18 protein-coding genes are annotated in these 22,463 nt (G+C 34.8%); 13 read left to right on the top strand and 5 right to left on the bottom strand.

Translation table 11 applies throughout. From position 1 onward, the window contains the following. The first annotated feature begins 71 nt into the window (after positions 1 to 71). On the top strand, positions 72 to 1,319 hold the full coding sequence (locus Q3V31_RS02525; protein ID WP_000058336.1) for a DUF445 domain-containing protein: 1,248 nt from the start codon (positions 72 to 74) through the stop codon (positions 1,317 to 1,319). A gap of 30 nt (positions 1,320 to 1,349) precedes the next feature. Here Q3V31_RS02525 and exsE read toward each other — a convergent pair whose 3' ends face one another. Genes exsE through Q3V31_RS02505 form a run of 4 tightly spaced genes read right to left on the bottom strand, consistent with a single transcriptional unit; the run spans position 1,350 to position 4,294 of the window. Beyond that, complete coding sequence (gene exsE, locus Q3V31_RS02520) at positions 1,350 to 2,306, bottom strand: exosporium protein ExsE (RefSeq protein ID WP_097871797.1); 957 nt, start codon at positions 2,304 to 2,306, stop codon at positions 1,350 to 1,352. Continuing rightward, the gene (locus tag Q3V31_RS02515; protein ID WP_001039099.1) at positions 2,303 to 3,373 is read right to left on the bottom strand and encodes a hypothetical protein; all 1,071 of its coding nucleotides are present in this window, start codon (positions 3,371 to 3,373) and stop codon (positions 2,303 to 2,305) included. The genes exsE and Q3V31_RS02515 overlap by 4 nt, the downstream gene beginning before the upstream one ends. Then, the gene (locus Q3V31_RS02510; RefSeq protein ID WP_000972335.1) at positions 3,366 to 3,809 is read right to left on the bottom strand and encodes a hypothetical protein; all 444 of its coding nucleotides are present in this window, start codon (positions 3,807 to 3,809) and stop codon (positions 3,366 to 3,368) included. Before Q3V31_RS02510 ends, Q3V31_RS02515 begins: the two co-directional genes overlap by 8 nt. Further along, positions 3,806 to 4,294 (bottom strand): RNA polymerase sigma factor, encoded by a 489-nt coding sequence (locus Q3V31_RS02505; protein ID WP_071733781.1) that lies wholly within the window; start codon positions 4,292 to 4,294, stop codon positions 3,806 to 3,808. Before Q3V31_RS02505 ends, Q3V31_RS02510 begins: the two co-directional genes overlap by 4 nt. 277 nt (positions 4,295 to 4,571) lie before the next feature. On the opposite strand from Q3V31_RS02505, the gene Q3V31_RS02500 reads away from it, so the two are divergent. From Q3V31_RS02500 to cls, 6 genes are all read left to right on the top strand, one after another. Continuing rightward, positions 4,572 to 5,210 (top strand): response regulator transcription factor, encoded by a 639-nt coding sequence (locus Q3V31_RS02500; protein ID WP_050569672.1) that lies wholly within the window; start codon positions 4,572 to 4,574, stop codon positions 5,208 to 5,210. Positions 5,211 to 5,214: 4 nt separating this feature from the next. After that, on the top strand, positions 5,215 to 6,315 hold the full coding sequence (locus Q3V31_RS02495) for a sensor histidine kinase (protein ID WP_329762069.1): 1,101 nt from the start codon (positions 5,215 to 5,217) through the stop codon (positions 6,313 to 6,315). A 125-nt stretch (positions 6,316 to 6,440) separates the two neighbouring features. After that, positions 6,441 to 7,379, top strand: a complete 939-nt coding sequence (locus tag Q3V31_RS02490) for an ABC transporter ATP-binding protein (protein ID WP_001093827.1) — start codon at positions 6,441 to 6,443, stop codon at positions 7,377 to 7,379. Positions 7,380 to 7,416: 37 nt separating this feature from the next. After that, positions 7,417 to 8,526, top strand: coding sequence for an ABC transporter permease (locus Q3V31_RS02485; RefSeq protein ID WP_016129102.1), 1,110 nt, complete (start codon positions 7,417 to 7,419; stop codon positions 8,524 to 8,526). Between the two features lies 1 nt (position 8,527). Beyond that, complete coding sequence (locus Q3V31_RS02480) at positions 8,528 to 9,673, top strand: ABC transporter permease (RefSeq protein ID WP_000651866.1); 1,146 nt, start codon at positions 8,528 to 8,530, stop codon at positions 9,671 to 9,673. 132 nt (positions 9,674 to 9,805) lie between these two features. Then, complete coding sequence (gene cls / locus Q3V31_RS02475; protein ID WP_000591928.1) at positions 9,806 to 11,017, top strand: cardiolipin synthase; 1,212 nt, start codon at positions 9,806 to 9,808, stop codon at positions 11,015 to 11,017. Between the two features lie 53 nt (positions 11,018 to 11,070). Here the strand turns inward: cls and pyrH are convergent, their stop codons facing one another. Next, positions 11,071 to 11,814: a UMP kinase gene (gene pyrH, locus Q3V31_RS02470; RefSeq protein WP_329762067.1), complete on the bottom strand. Its 744-nt coding sequence runs from the start codon at positions 11,812 to 11,814 to the stop codon at positions 11,071 to 11,073. 378 nt (positions 11,815 to 12,192) lie between these two features. On the opposite strand from pyrH, the gene Q3V31_RS02465 reads away from it, so the two are divergent. The 6 genes from Q3V31_RS02465 (at position 12,193) to Q3V31_RS02440 (ending at position 22,325) form a co-directional block, all read left to right on the top strand. After that, a complete protein-coding gene (locus tag Q3V31_RS02465) occupies positions 12,193 to 13,464 on the top strand; it encodes a cation:dicarboxylate symporter family transporter (RefSeq protein ID WP_016129103.1) in 1,272 nt (423 codons plus the stop codon). Between the two features lie 24 nt (positions 13,465 to 13,488). Continuing rightward, a complete protein-coding gene (gene aspA, locus Q3V31_RS02460) occupies positions 13,489 to 14,928 on the top strand; it encodes an aspartate ammonia-lyase (RefSeq protein WP_097871799.1) in 1,440 nt (479 codons plus the stop codon). A gap of 74 nt (positions 14,929 to 15,002) precedes the next feature. Beyond that, entirely contained in the window at positions 15,003 to 16,715 is a 1,713-nt protein-coding gene (gene malS, locus Q3V31_RS02455) for an oxaloacetate-decarboxylating malate dehydrogenase (protein WP_141435199.1), read from the top strand. Between the two features lie 63 nt (positions 16,716 to 16,778). Beyond that, the gene (locus Q3V31_RS02450; protein WP_097871801.1) at positions 16,779 to 18,077 is read left to right on the top strand and encodes a sensor histidine kinase; all 1,299 of its coding nucleotides are present in this window, start codon (positions 16,779 to 16,781) and stop codon (positions 18,075 to 18,077) included. A 2-nt stretch (positions 18,078 to 18,079) separates the two neighbouring features. After that, a complete protein-coding gene (locus Q3V31_RS02445) occupies positions 18,080 to 19,012 on the top strand; it encodes a response regulator (protein ID WP_000500306.1) in 933 nt (310 codons plus the stop codon). Between the two features lie 118 nt (positions 19,013 to 19,130). Next, entirely contained in the window at positions 19,131 to 22,325 is a 3,195-nt protein-coding gene (locus Q3V31_RS02440; protein WP_097871802.1) for a DEAD/DEAH box helicase, read from the top strand. Positions 22,326 to 22,463 lie beyond the last annotated feature (138 nt).

Genomic DNA, 22,463 nt, shown 5'->3' with positions numbered 1-22,463 from the left:
ATAAAGGATTGCTAATATCGAATGAAAATAACAAAAAGCTTTATTTTACATAATAAGAGGATGTGTATACGATGTCATTACAGACTAAATATATAGCGGGTATTTCGCTTGGGGTTATGGGCGTAGGTTTTGCGGCTACCATCCCTTTTCAAGGAACGGTAGCTGGGGAGATTATTCAAGGGGGATTTGAAGCTGGGTTAGTTGGTGGACTTGCGGATTGGTTTGCGGTTACAGCTTTATTCCGTCATCCGTTGGGAATTCCAATTCCACATACAGCATTATTACCTAAAAATCGGAAACGGGTAACAAAGGGTCTCGTTTCTACGTTAGAAAACGAATGGCTAACGAAAGAAAGTATTACAAGTAAAGTAAAAGAAATGCAGCTAGCGCAAATGGTACTGCAAATTGCTGAGAAAGAGTTACAGTCTGATGCTGTGAAAAAAGGGATTGTAACAATTGCTGAGAAAGCGATTCTTCAAATAGATACGGAAAAATTGGCAGTTATTATTGAAAAAGAATTAAAAACGTATTTGCATACAATTAACACAAGTAACATATTACAAGTTCTCGTGGATCAATTAGTAGTGCAAGAATATGATGAAAAAACACTTGATTACATATTGGTAAAAGTGAAAGATTGGACAGCTCAAGATGAAGCGCGTTATCAGCTCGGAAGCTTAGGCATGAAGGCGATGGAAAACATAAAAGTAGATGGATTCCTACAGTTTACTTTGAAATCGTTTATGAACATTGTTGATGAAGATAAAATTGGTGGCATTTTGCAGAAGTTTATTATTAGCAATATTAACAGCTTGCAAGATGCTGATAATAGCACAAGACAACTTATATTAGCGAAGATTCGTCAAGAAATTATAAATGTAAAAGAAAATGAATCTTTATTAGAGGAATTAGAGAAGTGGAAAGAAAAATGGATTGCAAATTGGGATGCTACTGAAAAAATAAAAGAGATGCTAGAGCAAGTACAACAAAGGGCAGTTACCTTTGTGAAGAATGAAGAATTTGCTGATAAATATGTTGTTCCATTCTTACAAACACAAATGAATAAAATAAAAGAAGACGAACTGACTGTTCAAAAAATAGAAGATTGGTTACAAAAACAAGTTGTTACTATAGTTGAAAAGAATCATTCGAAAATTGGAAAGCTTGTGCAAGAAAACCTTGATAAGTTAGATGATAAAACATTAATCGAAATGATTGAAAATAATGTCGGTAAAGATTTGCAGTGGATTCGTGTAAACGGGGCTGTTTGTGGTTTTATGATTGGATTAGTTTTAGAAGGAATAAAAGCGATTATATAAGAAAAACCTTCCACAATTGTGGAAGGTTTCTTATTTTTCGATAACACTCATATTTATATTATAAGCTTTCTCAATATTTAATTTGTACGTCCCATTTCCTGTTTTTATCGAGTTTTTATACCAATGTTCTTGCTCGTTTAATTCTGGATTTTCTTCTGAAGAATTATTTTCTTTTTTCGTTAAATCTTCTACTTGTTCCCATGGTGTGTTTCCATGAGTTTCTTTTTTGTTTGTTACGGCGATTAAAGATACATCACTTTCTTTTGCTAAATGAACAGATACATTCGAACTTTCTTGTACAAACCAATTATTTTGTAATTGGCCTGGATAAAGGGATAGTTCGTTATTTGAAGCACGAACTTCTACATTTTTATTTTGCGGAAGAACGAGTGTTGGTTTTACCTGTGGTGCTGAGTTAAATAACGTATGCTGAACCGGTAATGATTTTAACGTTATATACATCGTTTCTCCAGCCGTTTGAACTGAAAGGAAATCATCTCTTTTTAAATTAGGTTTTTCATTTGCTTTTGTCGTCATTTCATATGTTCCAAAAAGATGAATTTGATTTGTATTATCACCCTCTATCGTTAGAGGGTGATGCCCCGCATCCACTACGATTTTTTTGATAGATTCAGGTATATCAAGTTGTCCGTCTGGAATATTACTCGTTTGTCTAGTTGTGTTAATAGAATGACGAACTTCTTCTAGCAATCCAGTTGATAATAAGCAGTAAAAAGCAATTCCAACACTTCCTAAAACTCCGATAAAGAAAATACTAAAAATATCATATTTAATAAATGAATGTTCCTTCTTAGAAAATAGAAGGTATAGTAAAATTTCAGCGCCAAGTATGATAAGTAAAACAGGCCACCAGGCTGTTAAGGAATCTAATACCTCAGTACCTTTTATAACTGAAAATAGTAAGAAGCAACCTAATGCAATAATAGAAAGCCCCATTGAAAATGTTCCAACGCGCCATGTTCTCATTCTTTTGTACCACCTTTGTTTTCTTTATTTCCAATTAACAATTTAAAGCCGCCACCAATTAAGAGGAGTGCAACGATAGATGTTTGGAAATAGCGATAATATAGTTCGCTAAGATGAATGTTAAATATAGTTGCAAAGTAATCGTTCAAAATAGGAAGGACTGTTTGATCTAATAAATAATAACCACCGAGTGTAATTAACCCAATGCCGATCCATCTTTGATGATTGATAAAATAATCAATGATAGGTTCGTCATTTACACGTTCTTTTCCATACTTTGCGGTTTGCTGTAAAGCGTCAAAAAAGCTATAGAACCAAATGATTGGAACTAAAAATAAAAACGCTGAAAGTCTTAATAAGTCGAGTAAATATATGGAAAGTAAAAAGGCTGCCATAAGCTGAAGGCCGCGGCGTTGTAAGCCTAAATACATATGTCCTGCTCCGGGGAACATCGCTAAAATAGAAGCGAATGTTTTATTCTTCTTTCCTTGTTCACGGTGTTCTTCAAACTCTTCAAAAATAGTACGATCATCTAGTTGCTCGCCACGTTCTTTTTTCTGGAGTTGCTGAACAACATCGAAGAAATTGTAAATCCATAAAACAGGTAATGTAATAAGGAAGATAAGGAAACTTTCTTGCGATGTTAAAAGTGCAACGAAAATAATCATACTTCCGATTCCTGTGCAAGCTACTAAAAATGTAAGTCCACGTTGCATAAGTCCTAATTGAAAATGTCCAAGTCCAGGGATGATTGATAGGAGAATGATATAAAATCGTTCGCTCTCTTTAGAGGACTCTGTAAATTCTCCGGCAGCTTGTTTTTTTGATTGATTAATAATAGTGATAACTAAATCTAATAAATTGATCGCCCATAAGACGACTAGTAAAAATAGAGAAAGAAAAGCAATATCACGCGCACCTAATGCTATTGTACAAAATGCTGCAAAGATAAATAGAAATACAGCCCCTCCGCTATATAAAATAAACCGTCCAAATTTCTTTAAATATAAATGTCCAAGCCCGGGAATTAGCCCTAATACAAGTGCTAAAAAGGGATTTTTATTCATGCTTTGAACCTCCGTCCTTTTTTGATGTGTCTACCGATTTGTTTACAATTTGTTGTGAGATAGAAGACTCGTTATGTTTTGAAGATTTCTCGAAATTTGATGTTGCTGTGAAAATATACTGGAATAAACCACTTACCATAAAAATAATTGTAGCCGCAGTTGCAATTATGTAGTGAATAATCGTGCGCTTTAGTGAGTTTGTTTTTATATTTTCATTAGATTGTAGTGTTTCAAAATTAATTTGCGTCATAACTTCGTTCGTAAATGAATCATCATTTATCATTGGAAGGTTTTCATGTTGTTCATCAATACTTTCCATATAAAGTGCTAAACAATGATCACATTCATAAAGATGTTCTTCCATAGATTCACGTTCATTGCTTGCTATAAAATCTAAAGTATAATTGCGCCAATCTTCTTTTGAATAATGCATCATAGAAACTCTTCCTCCTTCCAATGTTTTTTAATCCATTTTCTTGCCCGATACAGTTTCATTTCGACTGTTTTCACTTCGATATTTTCCTGAAAAGCAATTTCTTGATAACTTTTTTCCTCTAAATAATGCGCGAGAACGACATCACGGTAATTTTCCGGAAGTTCTCTTAGTTTTTGAGCAATCAATAATTTTTGTTCTTTCGTCAATAGTAAAGCTTCAATGTTATGAGAGGATTTTATATTTTCCTCAGTTTCTTTACATAAGGAGAGTTCTTCGTGTTCTCTAGCTTTCTTCCTTTTATAATCAATAGCGTGATTGGTGGCAATACGTGCCATCCACGTTTTTAATCCGCGAAATTGATAATTAGGGAGAGAGCTGTGAATTTTTACGAATACTTCTTGTGTAACATCTTTAGCATCTTCTTCATGTCTTAAAATAGAAAAGATAACTTGAAAAATATAATGACGATATGTTTGTACAAGGATACGAAAAGCATGTTCGCTTCCTTGCTGTGCTTTTTCAATTAATTGTTTTTCCTCAATGGGTCTCTCCCTCCTTTTTGACGCATTCTATTATATAGACGTAAGAAATGATCGGTCACCCTACACATGTTGTAAAAAAAGAATAATATATTTTTAGGAAGGAAGCTATATGAAAAAAGGTGTGAAAAAATGGTAAAGAGAAGTATATAATGAGCAAGTAGGAAATGTTACGGGAAGAAAGGATGTGAATGTTAGTAGGGGAAGGTCCATACTAACAAACATGAAAATTAAAATATTAATAGCGGATGATAATTCTTTTATTAGAGAAGGCATGAAAATTATTTTAAATACATATGAAGAGTTCGAAGTTGTAGATACAGTAAATGATGGGAAAGAAGCAGTGGACTATTGCAAAAAGAACGACGTCGATATTGCCCTTTTAGATGTTCGTATGCCAAACATGAACGGGGTAGAGGCAACAAAGTTCATTTGTGAAGAGACGAAAACGAAACCGCTAATTTTAACGACGTTTGATGATGATGAATATATTTTGGACGCAGTAAAAAACGGAGCGAAAGGTTATTTGTTAAAAAATAACGATCCAGAGCGTATCCGTGATGCAATAAAAGGAGTATATAACGGTCAAACTGTTATGCAAGATGTAGTACTTGATAAAATTAAGTCTAATTTAATGGAAAGTAAAGAAGAAGAATCTAAAATTGATAAGAGCCTTTTCACAGAAAGAGAGCTTAGTATTATCGCATTAATTGCGAAAGGTTTCTCAAATAAAGAAATTTCGAAGAAACTTTTCATATCTGAAGGAACGATTGCAAATTATATTACATCAGTTTTAGGGAAAACTGGACTTGAACATCGTACACAAATTGCAATTTATTATTTAACAGGGAAAGTAGATTAAAGATATGGAATTTTGGTTAATTGTAAGTAAATTAATTGTCTTTATATATATTGTGTTTAGTTACATTTATTTAAATGTCGCGAACTTACCATGGATTATACTTACTTTGCTTTTATATCTTTCTGTAAACGTTCTGATTTCTATATTTAAAAAAGATACGTACAAAAATATATTAACTAGTGTTTCAATTGGTATAGTTATGTTATTTACATGGAAGGTTCATCCGTTTTTTATTTTGTTTTTACCATTGAACTTATATGAAATAATATTTCATTATATAGAGAAGAAATGGCAGCTTTTTATCATTATGATGATTCCTATTATCTTTACAGAAGAAAGTATTCGAATGACATATGGATTAATTGTTGCATTTTCTTTCATCGTATTAACTATGGCAGAACGGTATATATCGCGTGTATTAAAGCTTGAATCACAAAATGATAAGATGCGAAAAGATATGCAGCGACTGACGAAAAGCCTAAATGAAAATAAAGAGTACATAAGGCAATCGGAGTACACATTTAAGTTAGAAGAGAGAAATCGGTTATCACAAGAAATTCATGATAAAATCGGTCACTCGATGACAGGTGCGCTAATTCAAATGGAAGCAGCAAAGAGATTAATGGGGATAGATAAAGAAAAATCTGCCGAGTTATTACAAAATGCAATTCATATTTCGAAAGATGGAATTGAAAGTATTCGGGTTACATTAAAAAATATGAAGCCACCAACAGAGCAAATTGGCATTCATCGTATGAAATTATTCATAGAGGAATTTGCTGGTAAGCATGATGTAAATATTCCTTTCGTATATAAAGGGAATTTGGATATGATTTCACCAATTCAGTGGAAGATTATCGGTGAAAATGTTACGGAGGCACTAACGAACGCGATGAAATATGCTGATGCGACAGTCATTTCAATCGATATTCATGTACTTAACAAGATGGTGAAAGTACAAGTGAAGGATAATGGTAAAGGTGCAGATCTCGTTAAGAAAGGCCTCGGTATTATGGGGATGGAGGAGCGAACAGCGTCTGTAAACGGTAAAATCATTGTAGATGGAACAAGTGGTTTTTCAGTAACGATGTTGTTGCCGATATGAGGGATGAATCATCTCATATGAAAAAAGTGAATATTCTCATGTGAAAAGAGTGAACTTCTGCACTGAGCAGGTTCACTTTTTTTGTTTATAATAAACAGCAGAGAAACCGAAATAGGGGTGAAATGATGAATACATTAGAAATTAAAAATTTAACGAAAAAATTTGGTGATTTCATCGCGGTAGATAATATGTCGTTATCTATTAAAGAAGGAGAGATATTTGGCTTTTTAGGATCAAATGGTGCTGGTAAGAGTACAACGATAAATATGATTGCTGGGTTGTTAAGAAGTAATGAAGGTGAAATTAGCATACTAGGAAAAAATATAAAGAAACATAATCGATTTGCCAAAATGAACATCGGTATCGTTCCGCAAGATATTGCGATTTATGAAGAGTTAACTGCCTATGAAAATGTGAAATTCTTTGCTGGATTGTATGGGTTAAGAGGAGTGGAGTTAAAAGCGAGAGTAGAGGAAGCACTTCAATTTGTGGGGCTTAGCGATAAACATAAAAGTTACCCAAAAAACTTTTCTGGTGGAATGAAACGAAGACTGAATATCGCTTGTGCAATCGCTCATAGACCGAAATTAATTATTATGGATGAGCCGACAGTTGGAATTGATCCACAATCAAGAAACTATATCCTCCAGTCTGTTCGAAAATTAAATGAAATGGGAAGCACCATTATTTATACGAGTCACTACATGGAAGAAGTAGAAGAGATTTGTTCGAAAATAGCAATTGTCGATCACGGTAAAGTAATTGCAGAAGGAACGAAAGAACAGTTAAAAGCGATTATTACAGATACGAAAGATATTTGGATTGAAGTAAAGTCAGTAGAAAATTTAGATGTAGAAAATTTAAAAGAGATAAATGGTGTGAAAGCTGTTCAAATTGAAGAGAACGTAATTAAAGTAAACTCGGATGCAGGAGTAAATAATTTAAATAAAATTATTCAGCATTTCATTAATCATGACATTGAAATTCGTTCGTTAGAGGAGCAGGCCCCGAACTTAGAAACAGTATTCCTTACGTTGACTGGAAGAAACTTACGAGATAAATAAAAGGTAAATGAAGAAAAGGTAAAGGGAGGTTCATCAATTGAACATCTTCAATATTGCAGTTATGCATATTAAAAGAGATTTCAGGGACGTAAGAACTTTAGTTTTTATGTTAGCATTTCCGATTGTACTTATGCTTGTGTTAGGAACAGCGTTAACGAATGCATTTGATAGCGATAGTCAAGCAATTAAAGATATACAAGTGCTCTACAAAGATGAAGCGAGTAGCACATTTTCTCAATCGTTCGAAGCATTTACGAAAGAAGTCGATAAATCGGGTATTCATTTTAAAAAAGCTTCCGGCAGTATAGATGGGAAAGAAGAAGTGAAGCAAAATAAATATGCTGCTTATGTAGAGTTAAATAAAGATGGTGCAAAATTTTACGGAAGTGACAAAAGTAGTGTTGAGGGAAGTATTGTGGAAGGCATGCTTACAACATTTGTTGATAAGTACAATGTAGCGGCCGAAGTTGCAAAAGTAGATCCTAGTAAGGTGAGCACAGTTTTTTCAAGCGGAAATCATAATGATTATATAAAAGAAACATCTTTACAAGCTGCGAAAAAACCAGGTTCTATGGATTACTACGCGGTTGTAATGACAACGATGATTGCACTATATGCTGCGATGGGAGCGAGTTCTTTAATTCGAGGAGAACGAATACGTAAAACAGGAGATCGTCTCATTGCTGCACCTATCAGTAAGGCTGAAATATTCATTGGAAAAGTACTTGGTAGCCTAGTAGCAAATGCTCTGTGCATATTACTCGTCATGTTATTTAGTAAATTTGTTTTTCAAGCGAATTGGGGCGACCATCTTGGAATCATATTTCTTATTTTATTAACACAAATCTTCCTAGCAATTAGCTTCGGTTTAGGAATCGGATATATTACAAAAACACCGGAATCATCTAGAGCGATTATTATGGTTATTGTGCAATTAGCATCTATTTTTGGTGGTGCATATTTCGTAATAGAAGAAAATTTTGTTACGAATTTATCACCATTAACGTGGGCAAACACAGCTATTATGAAAATTATTTATGCAAATGATGTAGGAGCAGCACTGCCGGTAATATGTTTAAATCTTGGCATTTCGGCACTCTTTTTATTAATTGCAATTATTGCATTACGTAGACGGGAGGGGCTATAGTATGAAAGATATTTTATGGCTCATACAAAAAACGTTATCTGTACTTTTGAAAAATAAAAAAGGGTTATTCATTATTATTAGTTTGCCGATAATCGGAACGCTAATCTCTTTCTCAATGTATGGGAATGTGGGGCAAGGGACGTTAAATATCGGGGTTATAAATAAAGAAAATCAATCTATAGCAAATGATACGGTGAAATTTTTAGAAGGATTAAATCATGTAAAGGTAAGTAAAATTAAAGAATCTGAAGTAGAAGATAAACTCACTTCCAAAAAACTTGATGGAGTTATTACATTAGATTCTGGTTTTTCAAAAAGTGTTCGAGAAGGGAAACCAGCTCATATTGAAATTTCATCGATTAAAGGTGATCAAGTAACAGGATTTATAAAATCATATTTATACAATTATGTTGATAATATCGCTGCGATTAGTAAAGTAGCAGGAACAGAGCAAAGTACATTTGATAATATGTACGCAGGATATCAAAAAGGTTCAATTAAAATGAAAACTGAGACGCTAGAAGATACTTCGAAAAATAAAGATATGACAAACCAAACGATGGGTTACCTTATTATGTTTATGCTATTTTCAGCAGCGAACTTATCAGGTTATATTTTAAAAGAAAAAGAAAATAGAACGTATTTTAGACTCTTATCAACGCCGATAGATGGGAAGAAATTTATATTATCTAATGTCGGGGTAAATATGATGCTATTAACAGTACAAATTCTGATTACAATCTTATTCTTAACGAATGTTTTTCATATAAATATCAATATGCCTTTCGTAGTGATGATTGGTGTACTCATGCTATTTGCGTTAATAGCGATTGGAATATCGTTAGTCCTTGTCGCTTTTTCGAAAAACTCAGCATCGGCAAATGCACTGCAAAATATGATCATTGTACCGACATGTTTACTCGCTGGATGCTATTTTCCGTATGACATTATGCCAAAAGCGGTACAAAAAGTAGCTGATTTTCTTCCGCAGAGATGGCTATTAGACACAGTATCAAAACTACAACAAGGAATTCCAATTTCAGATTTGTATTTAAATATTTTAATTTTATTCGCTTTCGCGATAGCATTCTTCTTAATTGCTATTTATAAGTTTGGAAGAAATAATGATGCGAGGAATTTTGTTTAATGAAAAAAGGTGTGGCGTAATGCCACGCCTTTTTTATATTCGTAATTAAAAGTAAGAAATACATTTCGTATGAAAAAATAATTTAATGAAACACTACGAAATAGTAAGTAATATGAGCGGAAGGAAATCAAAATGATTAAAAAGATATTGCGAGTTACTTCTATTATTATTGCTATTTTCGTTTTTATTTTAATTTGGATGCATATCGATGTTACTGTAGGCAGGAAAATGGAAGCTGGGAAAAATATGCCGACAGAGTATGCACCTCATTATAGTGACTTTCAATTATATGTAGAAGGGAAGTCGTTTTATAAACAATTATTTACTGATATAAGAGAAGCGAAGCAGTCTATTTACACGTATTTTTTTATTTTGTCGGATGATAAAAGTAGCCATACTTTTTTAAACTTATTAAAAGAGAAGGCGAAAGAAGGAGTAAACGTCTATTTATCGGTTGATCGCATTAATGATTTATCATTTGAAAGAAAGATGAAAAATGAATTGCGGGAAAGTGGTGTACATTTTACATATAGTAGAAAACCTGAATTGCCATTCGGATTTTATTCACTTCACCATCGTAATCATCGGCGTATTACGACGATGGATGGGGAGATTGGATATACAGGTGGTTTTAATATAGGAGATGAGTACTTAGGGAAAGATAAGCGATTTGGATATTGGCGTGACTATCATGTAAGGATAAGAGGAGAAGGAGCAAAAGATTTAGAGGAACAATTTGCTTTAGATTGGAAGCGAGATACGAAAGAAGATATAAAGAGAAGTACGAATAAAGCCAGTAAAGGGAACACAGTACATACGATGACTAGTTACAATGGTCACCACGTCGCTGAAAAGTATATAGAGTTAATCAAACAAGCGAAACATTCAATCGTAATTACAACGCCTTATTTTATAGCGAAGAATAAAGAGTTAATGAATGCTTTAATTGCGGCGCAAAAACGTGGTGTTACAGTGAAAATACTTTGGTCATATAAACCGGATATACCTCTTATTAAAGAGGCGGCATATCCTTATATCCGTCAAGCTGTTAAAAACGGGATTACTGTGTATGGTTATAAAAAAGGGATGTTTCATGGAAAGTTAATGCTTATTGATAATGAATTAACTGTTATCGGTACAACGAACATAACTGCACGTAGCTTCTATATAAATGATGAGATGAATTTGTATATTCATGGTGGACCTATCATAGCGCAAGTGAATGAGGCGTTAACGCAAGACATTGGTGATTCGAAAGAGATGACAGAAACATTTTTTGACAACTTATCTTTCTGGGAGCGTTGTAAAGAGAAAGTAGTTGGATGGGTTGATTTTTATTTGTGATGATTAACGAACAAAGGGTGTCTATAAAAGGCACCCTTTGTTAATGGAAAATACTATTTTTCATGCACAAGCATCGAAATATCATCATTAATCAATGTCCCAACATGTTCACCTAAACAAATTCTTTTCATAACGCCAGGCTCATCAAAGTTAAAGACGTGTGCCGGTAAATTATAATCTCGAGCAAGCAATAAAGCCGCTTGATCCATTACTTGTATGTTTTGCCTAACAACATCGTTATAGTTCAGTTTTCGATACATTTTCGCTGATTTATTATGTTTCGGATCACTTGTAAAGACGCCGTCGACTCCTTGTTTTGCGACTAAAATGGCGTCGCTATTCATTTCAATGGCTCTTTGTACACTTGGATAATCTGTTGTAACGAATGGTTGCCCGTTACCACCACCGAATATGACAACATAACCGTTATCTAAATGATGTACTGCACGTAAGCGAATATATGGTTCAGCTACTGCATTAAAAGGGATGGAAGTCATAACGCGTACTTCTCTATCTGTTTTACTTGTTAAAACGCCGCGAAGCATTAAGCTGTTAATAATCGTACCTAGTGTACCGATATTATCAGCTTCTACACGATCAATTCCCCATTCTTCAGCTAGATGACCTCTGAAAATGTTACCGCCGCCGATGACAATGGATACTTCGATATCTAGGTCAATAATGGATATTATTTCGTTTGCGATATGTTCTAACCGTTTGGAGTTAAAGCTATTTCCTGATTGATCAGCAAGCGCGCCACCGCTTAGTTTAATTAAGACGCGTTTATATGGTTTCATAACAATTCCCCCTATATAAATGGCAATAAAAAAGGAACAAAGGCGAATGCCCTTGTTCCTTACTGAGAAAATGAAAAAGAAAAGAAGAAGATAGGCTGAATTTCTGTACATAATTTTTCATAACATCCACTCCTTTTCATTTCGATTTATTGTAAGTGTATATCTTTTTGATTATACAAAACAATCTGATTACTTATCAAGTATATTTTATCGCTTTTTAACAAAATGGTGTCAATGAAAAATTGGAGAAAAATATTTGAATTTTTTGTGACGAACTTGTAGGTTTTTGTATGATTTTGTAGGTTCGCCTATATGATGTGTGAGTAAGCTTTTATAAATACTAAATGAAAGCGTTCGCATAAAAGGGGATGAACATAAATGAAAAAATTCGGATTGGCAACACAAATTTTTGTCGCACTTGTTTTAGGGATTGTAGTAGGGGCAATCTTTTATGGCAATAAAACGGCGATTTCTTATATCACACCAGTTGGGGATATATTTATTCATTTAATTAAGATGATTGTAGTACCGATTGTTATTTCAGCATTAATTGTTGCGGTAGCTGGTGTAGGAGATATGAAAAAGCTTGGGAAACTAGGCGGGAAAACAATTCTTTATTTCGAAATTATTACGACAATTGCTATTTTAATGGGATTACTTGCAGCGAATATATTCCAACCAGGTACTGGCGTTGATATGAGTAATTTACAGCAAAGTGATATTTCTTCTTATAAACAAACAGCAGATGCTACAGAGAAGAAAGGCTTTGCAGAAACGATTGTTCATATTGTACCGAAAAATATATTTGAGTCTATTACACAAGGTGACTTATTACCGATTATATTCTTCTCAGTACTATTCGGTTTAGGAGTTGCAGCAATCGGTGAAAAGGGAAAGCCTGTTTTTAACTTTTTTGAAGGTGTACTCGAAGCAATGTTTTGGGTTACAAATCAAGTGATGAAATTCGCACCATTTGGTGTATTCGCATTAATTGCTGTTACGGTTGCAAAATTTGGTGTAGCGACACTACTTCCTTTAGGAAAACTAGTGCTAGCTGTATACGTAACTGTTATACTATTCGTTGTGATTGTATTAGGTATTAATGCACGAATGGTTGGAGTAAACATTTTTACATTAATGAAAATTTTAAAAGAAGAACTTATTCTTTCATTTACGACAGCAAGTTCAGAAGCTGTTTTACCTAATATAATGAGAAAAATGGAAGAGTTCGGTTGTCCAAAGGCAGTTGCCTCTTTCGTAATTCCGACAGGTTATACATTTAACTTGACTGGATCGGCTATTTATCAAGCTTTAGCGGCATTGTTTGTTGCACAAATGTACGGTGTGCACATGTCGCTGACAGAGCAAATCACGTTATTATTCGTTCTCATGTTAACATCCAAGGGTATGGCGGGAGTTCCAGGTGCATCATTCGTTGTTGTATTAGCAACGTTAGGTTCAATGGGGTTACCACTAGAAGGTATCGCGTTAATTGCGGGAATTGACCGCATTTTAGATATGATTCGCTCATCTGTCAATGTGTTAGGAAATGCATTAGCGGCCATTGTTATGTCGAAGTGGGAAGGCGAATTCGATAATGAGAAAGCAAAACAATATGTAGAAACAGTCAAAGAAACAAAAGCAGCATAAGAAATCGTTAAGGAGTGAATAATCATGGCAACATTAACTGAAGTTAAAAATGGTGTTCGAATTGAAAAAGATTTTTTAGGTGAAAAAGAAGTACCAAACTATGCATACTACGGCGTACAAACAATGCGTGCAGTTGAAAACTTCCCAATTACAGGATACAAAATTCATGAAGGTTTAATTAAAGCGTTCGCAATTGTAAAGAAAGCTGCAGCACTTGCTAATACAGATGTAGGAAGATTGGAATTGAATAAGGGCGGCGCGATCGCAGAAGCAGCTCAAGAAATTCTTGATGGAAAATGGCATGATCATTTCATCGTAGATCCAATTCAAGGCGGAGCAGGTACTTCAATGAACATGAATGCAAATGAAGTCATGGCCAATCGTGCTCTTGAATTATTAGGAATGGAAAAGGGAGACTATCATTATATTAGTCCAAATAGTCATGTAAACATGGCGCAATCAACGAACGATGCATTCCCAACAGCGATTCATATTGCAACATTAAATGCATTAGAAGGCTTATTACAAACGATGGGTTATATGCATGATGTATTTGAATTAAAAGCAGAACAGTTCGACCATGTTATTAAAATGGGTCGTACACATTTACAAGACGCTGTGCCAATTCGTCTTGGACAAGAATTTAAAGCGTACTCTCGCGTACTTGAACGTGATATGAAACGTATCAAGCAATCACGTCAACATCTATATGAAGTAAATATGGGAGCAACTGCAGTTGGTACAGGCTTAAATGCAGATCCAGAATATATTGAAGCAGTTGTAAAACATTTAGCTGCAATTAGTGAATTACCACTTGTTGGTGCAGAAGACTTAGTAGATGCAACGCAAAATACGGATGCATATACAGAAGTATCAGCAGCACTTAAAGTATGTATGATGAATATGTCTAAAATTGCGAATGACCTTCGCTTAATGGCATCAGGTCCACGTGTTGGTTTAGCGGAAATTATGCTACCAGCTCGTCAACCAGGTTCATCAATTATGCCAGGGAAAGTAAATCCTGTTATGCCAGAAGTAATTAATCAAATTGCGTTCCAAGTAATTGGTAACGACCATACAATTTGCCTTGCTTCAGAAGCAGGACAATTAGAATTAAATGTTATGGAACCAGTACTTGTTTTCAACTTACTTCAATCTATTAGCATTATGAATAACGGTTTCCGTGCCTTTACAGATAATTGCTTAAAAGGAATTGAAGCAAATGAAGATCGCTTAAAAGAGTATGTTGAGAAGAGTGTAGGAATTATTACAGCCGTGAACCCTCATATCGGCTATGAAGCAGCAGCTCGCGTTGCGAAAGAAGCAATTGCGACAGGGCAATCCGTTCGAGAACTATGTGTGAAAAATGGTGTATTGTCACAAGAAGAATTAGAGTTAATTCTAGATCCATTCGAAATGACACACCCAGGGATTGCAGGAGCAACTCTTTTAAAGAAAAATTAAAAGAAGAGGGGGACAATCCCCTCTTTTTTGTTTACAATATAGAAATGCTATATATGAATAGAGGTAGGGATGTTATGAGTAAGTTTACAGTGGCTTCTAATGGTTCATTAGAAACGACATTAAGAGGAGTAGAAGTATTATCAACACCACTTTTAAATAAAGGGGTAGCTTTCACGCAAGAAGAAAGAGAAGAATTAGGTTTAAAAGGGTTATTACCGCCAGCAGTTTTAACGCTAGATGAACAAGCACGTAGAGCGTATGAGCAATTCTGTTCTCAGCCGGATGATTTATTAAAGAATGTATACTTAACAGCGTTACATGATCGAAATGAAGTGTTATTTTATCGTATTTTAACAAATCATTTACGTGAAATGTTACCAATCGTATATACACCTACTGTTGGTGTAGCAATTCAAAGATATAGCCATGAATATCGTAAACCACGCGGTGTTTATTTATCAGTTAATGATCCTTCAGGTATTGAAGAAGCATTTGTAAATATCGGTGCAACAGCTGAGAATATTGATTTAGTTGTTGTAACAGATGGAGAAGGTATATTAGGAATTGGTGACTGGGGTGTTGGTGGTATTAACATCGCGATTGGAAAGCTAGCTGTATATACGGCCGCAGTTGGAATCGATCCTAGTCGCGTGTTACCAGTAATTTTAGATGTAGGTACAAATCGTGAGGAACTATTAAACAATCCATTTTATATTGGAAATCGTCATCCACGTGTAACTGGTGAAGCTTACGATGAATTTATTGATACATTTGTACAAGCAGTAGGCAATAAGTTCCCGAAAGCGCTTTTACATTGGGAAGACTTCAGTTCTCGAAATGCACGAAAAATTTTAGATAAATATCGTCATGACGTTTGTACATTTAATGATGATATTCAAGGTACAGGTGCAGTTTCACTTGCTGCAGTATTATCGGCAGTGAAAGCTTCTGGTGTACCATTAAGTGAACACCGCGTTGTTGTATTTGGTGCTGGTACAGCTGGAATCGGTATCGCAGACCAAGTAAGAGATGCAATGGTCCGCGTCGGCTTATCAGACGAAGAATCTCATAATCGTTTCTGGTGTATCGACCGTAACGGGTTAGTTACAGATAATATGGAAGATCTTCTTGATTTCCAAATGCCGTATGCAAGAAAAGAAGCGGAAGTAAGTGAGTGGAAACAAAATGATGTGATCGGACTTGCTGAAGTTGTAAAACATGTAAAACCGACAATTTTAATCGGTACATCAACTGTTGCAGGCGCGTTTAAAGAAGAAATTATTAAAGAAATGGCTTCTCACGTTGAAAGACCAATTATTTTACCAATGTCGAATCCGACGCCACTTGCTGAAGCAAAACCAGTAGATTTAATTGAGTGGACAGAAGGAAGAGCATTAGTTGCAACAGGAAGTCCATTTGAACCAGTTACATATAACGGTGTAACGTATGTGATTGGACAATCAAATAATGCACTTATTTTCCCAGGGCTTGGTCTTGGAACAATTGTGGTACGTGCAAGCGTCATGACTGATGGAATGTTCGCAGCAGCTGCTGAAGCGGTTGCAAGCATGGTAGACACAAGTCAGCCAGGAGCACCTATTTTGCCAGAAGTTGAAGAGTTACGTAATATCTCGGAAATGGTTGCAATTGAAGTAGCGAAAGTTGCTGTTGCAGAAGGTGTAGCTAGAGAGAACTTAAGTGATAACGATATTAAGATTGCAGTGAAAGAAGCAATCTGGGAGCCAGAGTATCGCCAAATAAAAGCGGTAGAAAAGGTTAGAATATAGAAATAAAGCCCGTTTATAAAAATAAGCGGGCTTTCACTTTTATTGCCGAAAAAAGTATAGGAAGTGGCACCTTTGAATTGGAATCAGTTATGGAAGAAAGATATATCCCTTTTAATTATATTAATGGTAGTTGTTCCGATTGCTGGAGAGCTTAATTTTCATCCTTTTAATGATATGTTTCGTGTTAGCTTTGGGACACCGCTTTTCTTCTTTTTATTACTATTTTTAAGAAGAATACCAGCAGCGGCTGCAGGTATTCTTGTTGGTATATCTGTGGTCTTATTCCGCGTATGTCTTGACTGGGTTATGCAAGGTTCATTTCATATGACAGAATCATTTTATTTGCGTTATCCTGTGTTCTTTTATTATTTTATTTATGGAAGTCTTTTTTCACTTTGTAGGGTAAATAAGTTTCATCAGAAACCAATCGTTATTGGATGCCTTGGAATTACAATTGAAATTATCGCAAGTATGTCAGAACTAGCGATTTATCATATGGTCGTGCTCGGTACAACGATAACAGTTTCTGAAGTAAATAAACTTATCATTATTGCTATTTTCCGTAGTTTCTTTGCACTTGGCTTTTTAAATATGATGATTTTATATGAAACGAAATTAAAAGAGTCACAAGTCCGAAAAGAAAATGAAAAAATGTTCATGCACCTTTCAAATTTATATGTTGAATCTGTTCACTTGAAAAAAACGTTACAAAATGCAGAGTTGATTACACAAGAAGCATATCAACTATATCGAAACTTACAAGCGAACGGTGATTCCAGTAGTAAAACAGCATTGAAAATAGCAGGAGAAGTGCACGAAATAAAAAAGGATAATCAAAGAATTTTTGCAGGATTATCTAAACTGCTATTAGATAAAAATGTGGCTGAGTATGTAGAAGGTCATGAACTTGCAGAAATGATTGTAAGAATAAATGAAAAGTATGCTGAAATGCTAGGTAAAGATATACGTTTTTCTAAACATATAGAAGGTGAACACGCTGCATATCACGTGTATACAGTGCTATCAATTTTTAATAACTTAGTTGCGAATGCAGTAGAAGCAATTGAAGATAGAGGTCTCATTCTTATTCAGTTATATAAACGAGATCAACATGTAATCTTTGAAGTAATTGATGATGGACCTGGTATTGCACAAAAGTATAAGAAATTAGTATTTAAGCCCGGGTTTACTTCCAAGTATGATCAAACGGGAACACCGTCAACAGGTATTGGACTTTCTTACATACACGAAATGGTAACAGAGCTCGGCGGAGAAGTAAGGTTAGAAGACAATGAAACTGAAAAAGGGTGTAAGTTTATCGTTTGTTTACCGGAGTGCAGTTTAAAGCAGGAAGGGGAATAGGTTTGTTTTATTATATCGTAGATGATGATGAAGTTTTCCGCTCCATGCTTTCACAAATTATTGAAGATGGCGATCTTGGGGAAGTAATTGGAGAATCGGAAGACGGGGCTTTTATTGAAGCAGATCAACTAAATTTTAAAAAAGTAGATATTTTATTTATTGATTTATTAATGCCAATGCGAGACGGCATTGAAACAGTTCGCCATATCGCATCCTCTTTTACTGGGAAAATTATTATGATTTCTCAAGTTGAATCGAAGCAGCTTATAGGTGAGGCCTATACACTTGGTGTGGAATATTATATTACAAAACCATTAAATAAAATTGAGGTTATATCTGTTGTACGGAAAGTGATGGAACGTATTCGTTTAGAGCGCTCTATATATGATATTCAAAAATCATTGAATAACGTTTTCAAGTGGGAACAGCCGCAAGTTCGAAATGAGCCAATGCAAGAAGGGAAAAAAATAACGGATTCAGGACGCTATTTATTATCAGAACTCGGTATCGCGGGAGAGAATGGAAGTAAAGATTTACTTAGTATGTTGGAATATTTATATGGGCAAGAAAAAGAGCAAACGTTTGAATTTGGATTTCCTGCGCTAAAAGATATCTTTCATCATATAACTATAAGAAAATTAGAGAATATAGCTTCAGATGCAGATATAGATAAGGAGAGAAAAGCATCTGAACAAAGGGTACGTAGAGCGATTTATCAATCGTTAAATCACTTAGCTTCCCTTGGATTAACAGACTTTTCAAATCCAAAATTTGAAAGTTATGCTCCGAAATTTTTTGATTTCACTGTAGTTAGAAAACGGATGACAGAAATGACAAAGGAAGAAGTAGCAACTTCTGGACATACGCGAATTAATACGAAAAAATTTATTCAAGTGTTGTATTTTGAGGCGAAACGGTTGATGGAGATAGAGTGAAAAAAGATGCTTATATACGAGCATCTTTTTTTATTAAATCTACATTTTATATTTTCTCGTAGAGCATGTAAAATGTTAGTTAAGAGAAACTGGTTTTAAATTAAGGAAGTGTCAAAAAATGAGTTTTGTATTAAACAAATCGATTATTAAAGAAGTATGCGGAGAGACCTCATATAAAAGAGGCGAAGCTTATTATAAATCAAATAAAGTAATAATAAATCATTATGATGAAAATAAAGAAATTTGCGAGGCGACGGTAAAAGGGAACGAAGATTTTCATGTTACAGTAGAAAAAGCTAAAAAAGGTGATGTTGTTGCGAAATGTAGTTGTCCTTCGTTAGCGTCTTTTCAAACATACTGTCAACATGTTGCGGCAGTATTGATACAAATAAATTATAATCAGCAAACCGGTGGAATGGTGCCTATTAGTAGCGGAAATGAACAATTAACAAGCGGGATGTTTCAGTTGTTTGCAGACAAACCACTGCGGCCAAAAAGTAAACAACACCGCTTTGATACACGTGAATTACTTCATGTTGAATTTATTTGTACACCAGTAGTTACGAAAAAGGGCGGGGCACTTCTAGGAATTCAGTTGAAACTTGCCAAAACGTATTTCGTAAATCATATTAGAGAATTTCTTTCTAATGTGGAGAAAAGAGAACCTTTTAATTGTTCCAATGAATTTACATACACACCAGATGTACATAGCTTTAGGCAAGAAACGGATGCGATTATTCAGCAACTTATTAAAATGTATCATAACGAAAAAATGTATGAAGATACACTCGAAGTACATGCAAAACAAGATGATAGCATGATTTTAATACCGCCAGCTTCGTGGATGGATATGCTTTCTTTCCTTTCTAAAGCTGAGTTTGTCAGACTTAATCAAGATGGACAATCTTTTCACGGTTTACAAATTTCAAAAGGACTACTTCCTTTACATTTTGAGTTTAATAAAGGAAGTAACGGTGGGTTTACACTTTATATTGACGGCTTACAACAAGTAGACGTAATGGATACGTATAGTTATGCTCTATTTGGAGGGAAACTGTATCAGTTGAACGCTGAGGATTGCAAGAGGCTTATCGAATTACAAAAAATGATGAATCGTTCTAGTAGTAACCAATTGTATATTCCAGCAGATAAGATGGAGCACTTTGTAGCAAAAGTTGTACCAGGGTTAATGAAGCTAGGAACTGTGCGAATAGATGAGGTAGTATCAGATCGTGTTGAAACACCCGTATTAAAAGCGAAATTATATTTAGATCGAGTGAAAAACCGCTTATTAGCAGGTCTTGAATTTCACTATGGAAACGTCCTGATCAATCCGTTAGAAGAGGATGGACAGCCGTCTGTTTTTAATCGTGATGAGAAAAAGGAAAAAGAGATTTTAGACATTATGCGTGAAAGTGCCTTTGCGAAAACGGAAGGCGGTTATTTTATGCATAATGAAGAAGCTGAGTATAATTTTTTATATCATGTTGTTCCAACGTTAAAAGGTTTAGTTGATATTTATGCGACGACAGCAATCAAATTACGTATTCATAAAGGAGACACCGCTCCTCTTATAAGGGTTAGAAGGAAAGAGAGAATTGATTGGTTATCATTCCGCTTTGATATAAAAGGTATTCCAGAGGCAGAAATTAAAGGTGTATTAGTTGCTCTTGAGGAGAAGCGAAAATATTATCGTTTAGCAAGTGGTTCCCTACTATCACTTGAGAGTAAAGAGTTTAATGACATTAATCAATTTATAAAAGAGTCTAGTATTCGAAAAGAGTTTTTAAAGGGAGAAGAAATAGACGTCCCTCTTATTCGTAGTGTGAAATGGATGAATTCACTACAAGAAGGAAATGTTTTAAGTTTAGATGAGTCTGTTCAAGAGTTAGTAGAAAATATTCAAAATCCGAAAAAATTAAAGTTTGCTGTGCCAAATACGTTAAATGCAGAAATGAGAGATTATCAAGTATACGGATTTCAGTGGATGAAAACACTCGCACATTACCGTTTTGGGGGTATTTTAGCAGACGATATGGGACTAGGAAAAACGTTGCAAAGCATTGCTTTTATAGATTCTGTTTTGCCGGAAATTCGAGAGAAGAAACTGCCTATATTAGTTGTTTCTCCATCGTCCCTTGTTTACAACTGGCTTAGCGAGTTGAAAAAATTTGCTCCACATATTAGAGCGGTTATTGCCGATGGAAATCAAGAAGAGCGCCGGAAAATTGTAAAAGATATAACGAAATTTGATGTTGTCATTACGTCATACCCTTTACTAAGAAGAGATATAAGGTTATATGCAATACCATTCCATACGTTATTTCTTGATGAAGCACAAGCGTTTAAAAACCCTACAACGCAAACGGCAAGAGCAGTGAAAACGATTCAAGCTGAGTATCGTTTTGGATTAACAGGCACACCTGTAGAAAATTCATTAGAAGAGCTATGGTCTATCTTCCACGTCGTCTTCCCAGAATTATTACCAGGAAGAAAAGAGTTCGGTGATTTAAGACGTGAAGATATTGCGAAGCGGGTAAAACCTTTCGTGTTAAGAAGGTTAAAGGAAGATGTATTACAGGAGCTACCAGAAAAAATTGAGCACATACAATCATCAGAACTTTTACCAGATCAAAAGAGGCTTTACGCAGCTTATTTAGCGAAGTTAAGAGAAGAAACGTTAAAACATTTGGATAAAGATACGTTACGTAAAAATAAAATTCGAGTTTTAGCTGGTTTAACGAGGCTTCGGCAAATTTGTTGTCATCCTGCATTGTTTGTTGATGACTATAAAGGGAGTTCAGCTAAATTCGATCAGCTTCTAGAAATTTTGGAGGAATGCAGAAGTACAGGGAAGAGAATTCTTATCTTTTCCCAATTTACGAAGATGCTTTCGATAATTGGACGTGAATTAAATCGTCAAGCAGTTCCATACTTTTATTTAGACGGGAGTACACCAGCGCAAGAACGTGTAGAGCTATGCAATCGATTTAACGAAGGAGAAGGGGATCTATTTCTTATTTCGTTAAAAGCTGGTGGCACAGGACTAAATTTAACAGGTGCAGATACAGTTATATTGTACGACTTATGGTGGAATCCAGCTGTTGAACAACAAGCAGCGGATAGAGCGTATCGAATGGGACAAAAAAATACAGTGCAAGTGATTAAGTTAGTAGCACATGGAACAATTGAAGAAAAAATGCACGAGTTACAAGAGAGTAAGAAAAATTTAATCGCTGAAATTATCGAACCGGGAGAAGAGAAGTTATCTTCTATTACGGAGGAAGAAATCCGCGATATTCTTATGATTTAATATGGAAAAAGCTATGCTTTCATAGAGATGAAAGCATAGCTTTTTTGTTGTAATAATTATATTTTGTTTTGTACAAAGTAAAGAGATAAAGTGAAACTTTAATTAGTGGAAGTCCTACTGCCCGTTAATGCGGGATAA

The sequence above is a fragment of the Bacillus nitratireducens genome (genome assembly GCF_036320425.1).
Classification (GTDB): Bacteria; Bacillota; Bacilli; order Bacillales; family Bacillaceae_G; genus Bacillus_A; species Bacillus_A nitratireducens.
The sequence above is the reverse complement of the archived record's forward strand: the minus strand, read 5'-3'. Positions and strand labels throughout refer to the sequence as shown.

What these genes read in the sequence shown, in the direction of transcription:
- cls (WP_000591928.1), top strand. Translation starts at nt 9,806, where the DNA reads ATGATTAAAAAGATATTGCGAGTTACTTCTATTATTATTGCTATTTTC.
- Q3V31_RS02495 (WP_329762069.1), top strand. Translation starts at nt 5,215, where the DNA reads ATGGAATTTTGGTTAATTGTAAGTAAATTAATTGTCTTTATATATATT.
- Q3V31_RS02440 (WP_097871802.1), top strand. Translation starts at nt 19,131, where the DNA reads ATGAGTTTTGTATTAAACAAATCGATTATTAAAGAAGTATGCGGAGAG.
- Q3V31_RS02525 (WP_000058336.1), top strand. Translation starts at nt 72, where the DNA reads ATGTCATTACAGACTAAATATATAGCGGGTATTTCGCTTGGGGTTATG.
- exsE (WP_097871797.1), bottom strand. Translation starts at nt 2,306, where the DNA reads ATGAGAACATGGCGCGTTGGAACATTTTCAATGGGGCTTTCTATTATT.
- Q3V31_RS02500 (WP_050569672.1), top strand. Translation starts at nt 4,572, where the DNA reads ATGAAAATTAAAATATTAATAGCGGATGATAATTCTTTTATTAGAGAA.
- Q3V31_RS02510 (WP_000972335.1), bottom strand. Translation starts at nt 3,809, where the DNA reads ATGATGCATTATTCAAAAGAAGATTGGCGCAATTATACTTTAGATTTT.
- Q3V31_RS02480 (WP_000651866.1), top strand. Translation starts at nt 8,528, where the DNA reads ATGAAAGATATTTTATGGCTCATACAAAAAACGTTATCTGTACTTTTG.
- Q3V31_RS02490 (WP_001093827.1), top strand. Translation starts at nt 6,441, where the DNA reads ATGAATACATTAGAAATTAAAAATTTAACGAAAAAATTTGGTGATTTC.
- malS (WP_141435199.1), top strand. Translation starts at nt 15,003, where the DNA reads ATGAGTAAGTTTACAGTGGCTTCTAATGGTTCATTAGAAACGACATTA.
- Q3V31_RS02515 (WP_001039099.1), bottom strand. Translation starts at nt 3,373, where the DNA reads ATGAATAAAAATCCCTTTTTAGCACTTGTATTAGGGCTAATTCCCGGG.
- pyrH (WP_329762067.1), bottom strand. Translation starts at nt 11,814, where the DNA reads ATGAAACCATATAAACGCGTCTTAATTAAACTAAGCGGTGGCGCGCTT.
- Q3V31_RS02465 (WP_016129103.1), top strand. Translation starts at nt 12,193, where the DNA reads ATGAAAAAATTCGGATTGGCAACACAAATTTTTGTCGCACTTGTTTTA.
- aspA (WP_097871799.1), top strand. Translation starts at nt 13,489, where the DNA reads ATGGCAACATTAACTGAAGTTAAAAATGGTGTTCGAATTGAAAAAGAT.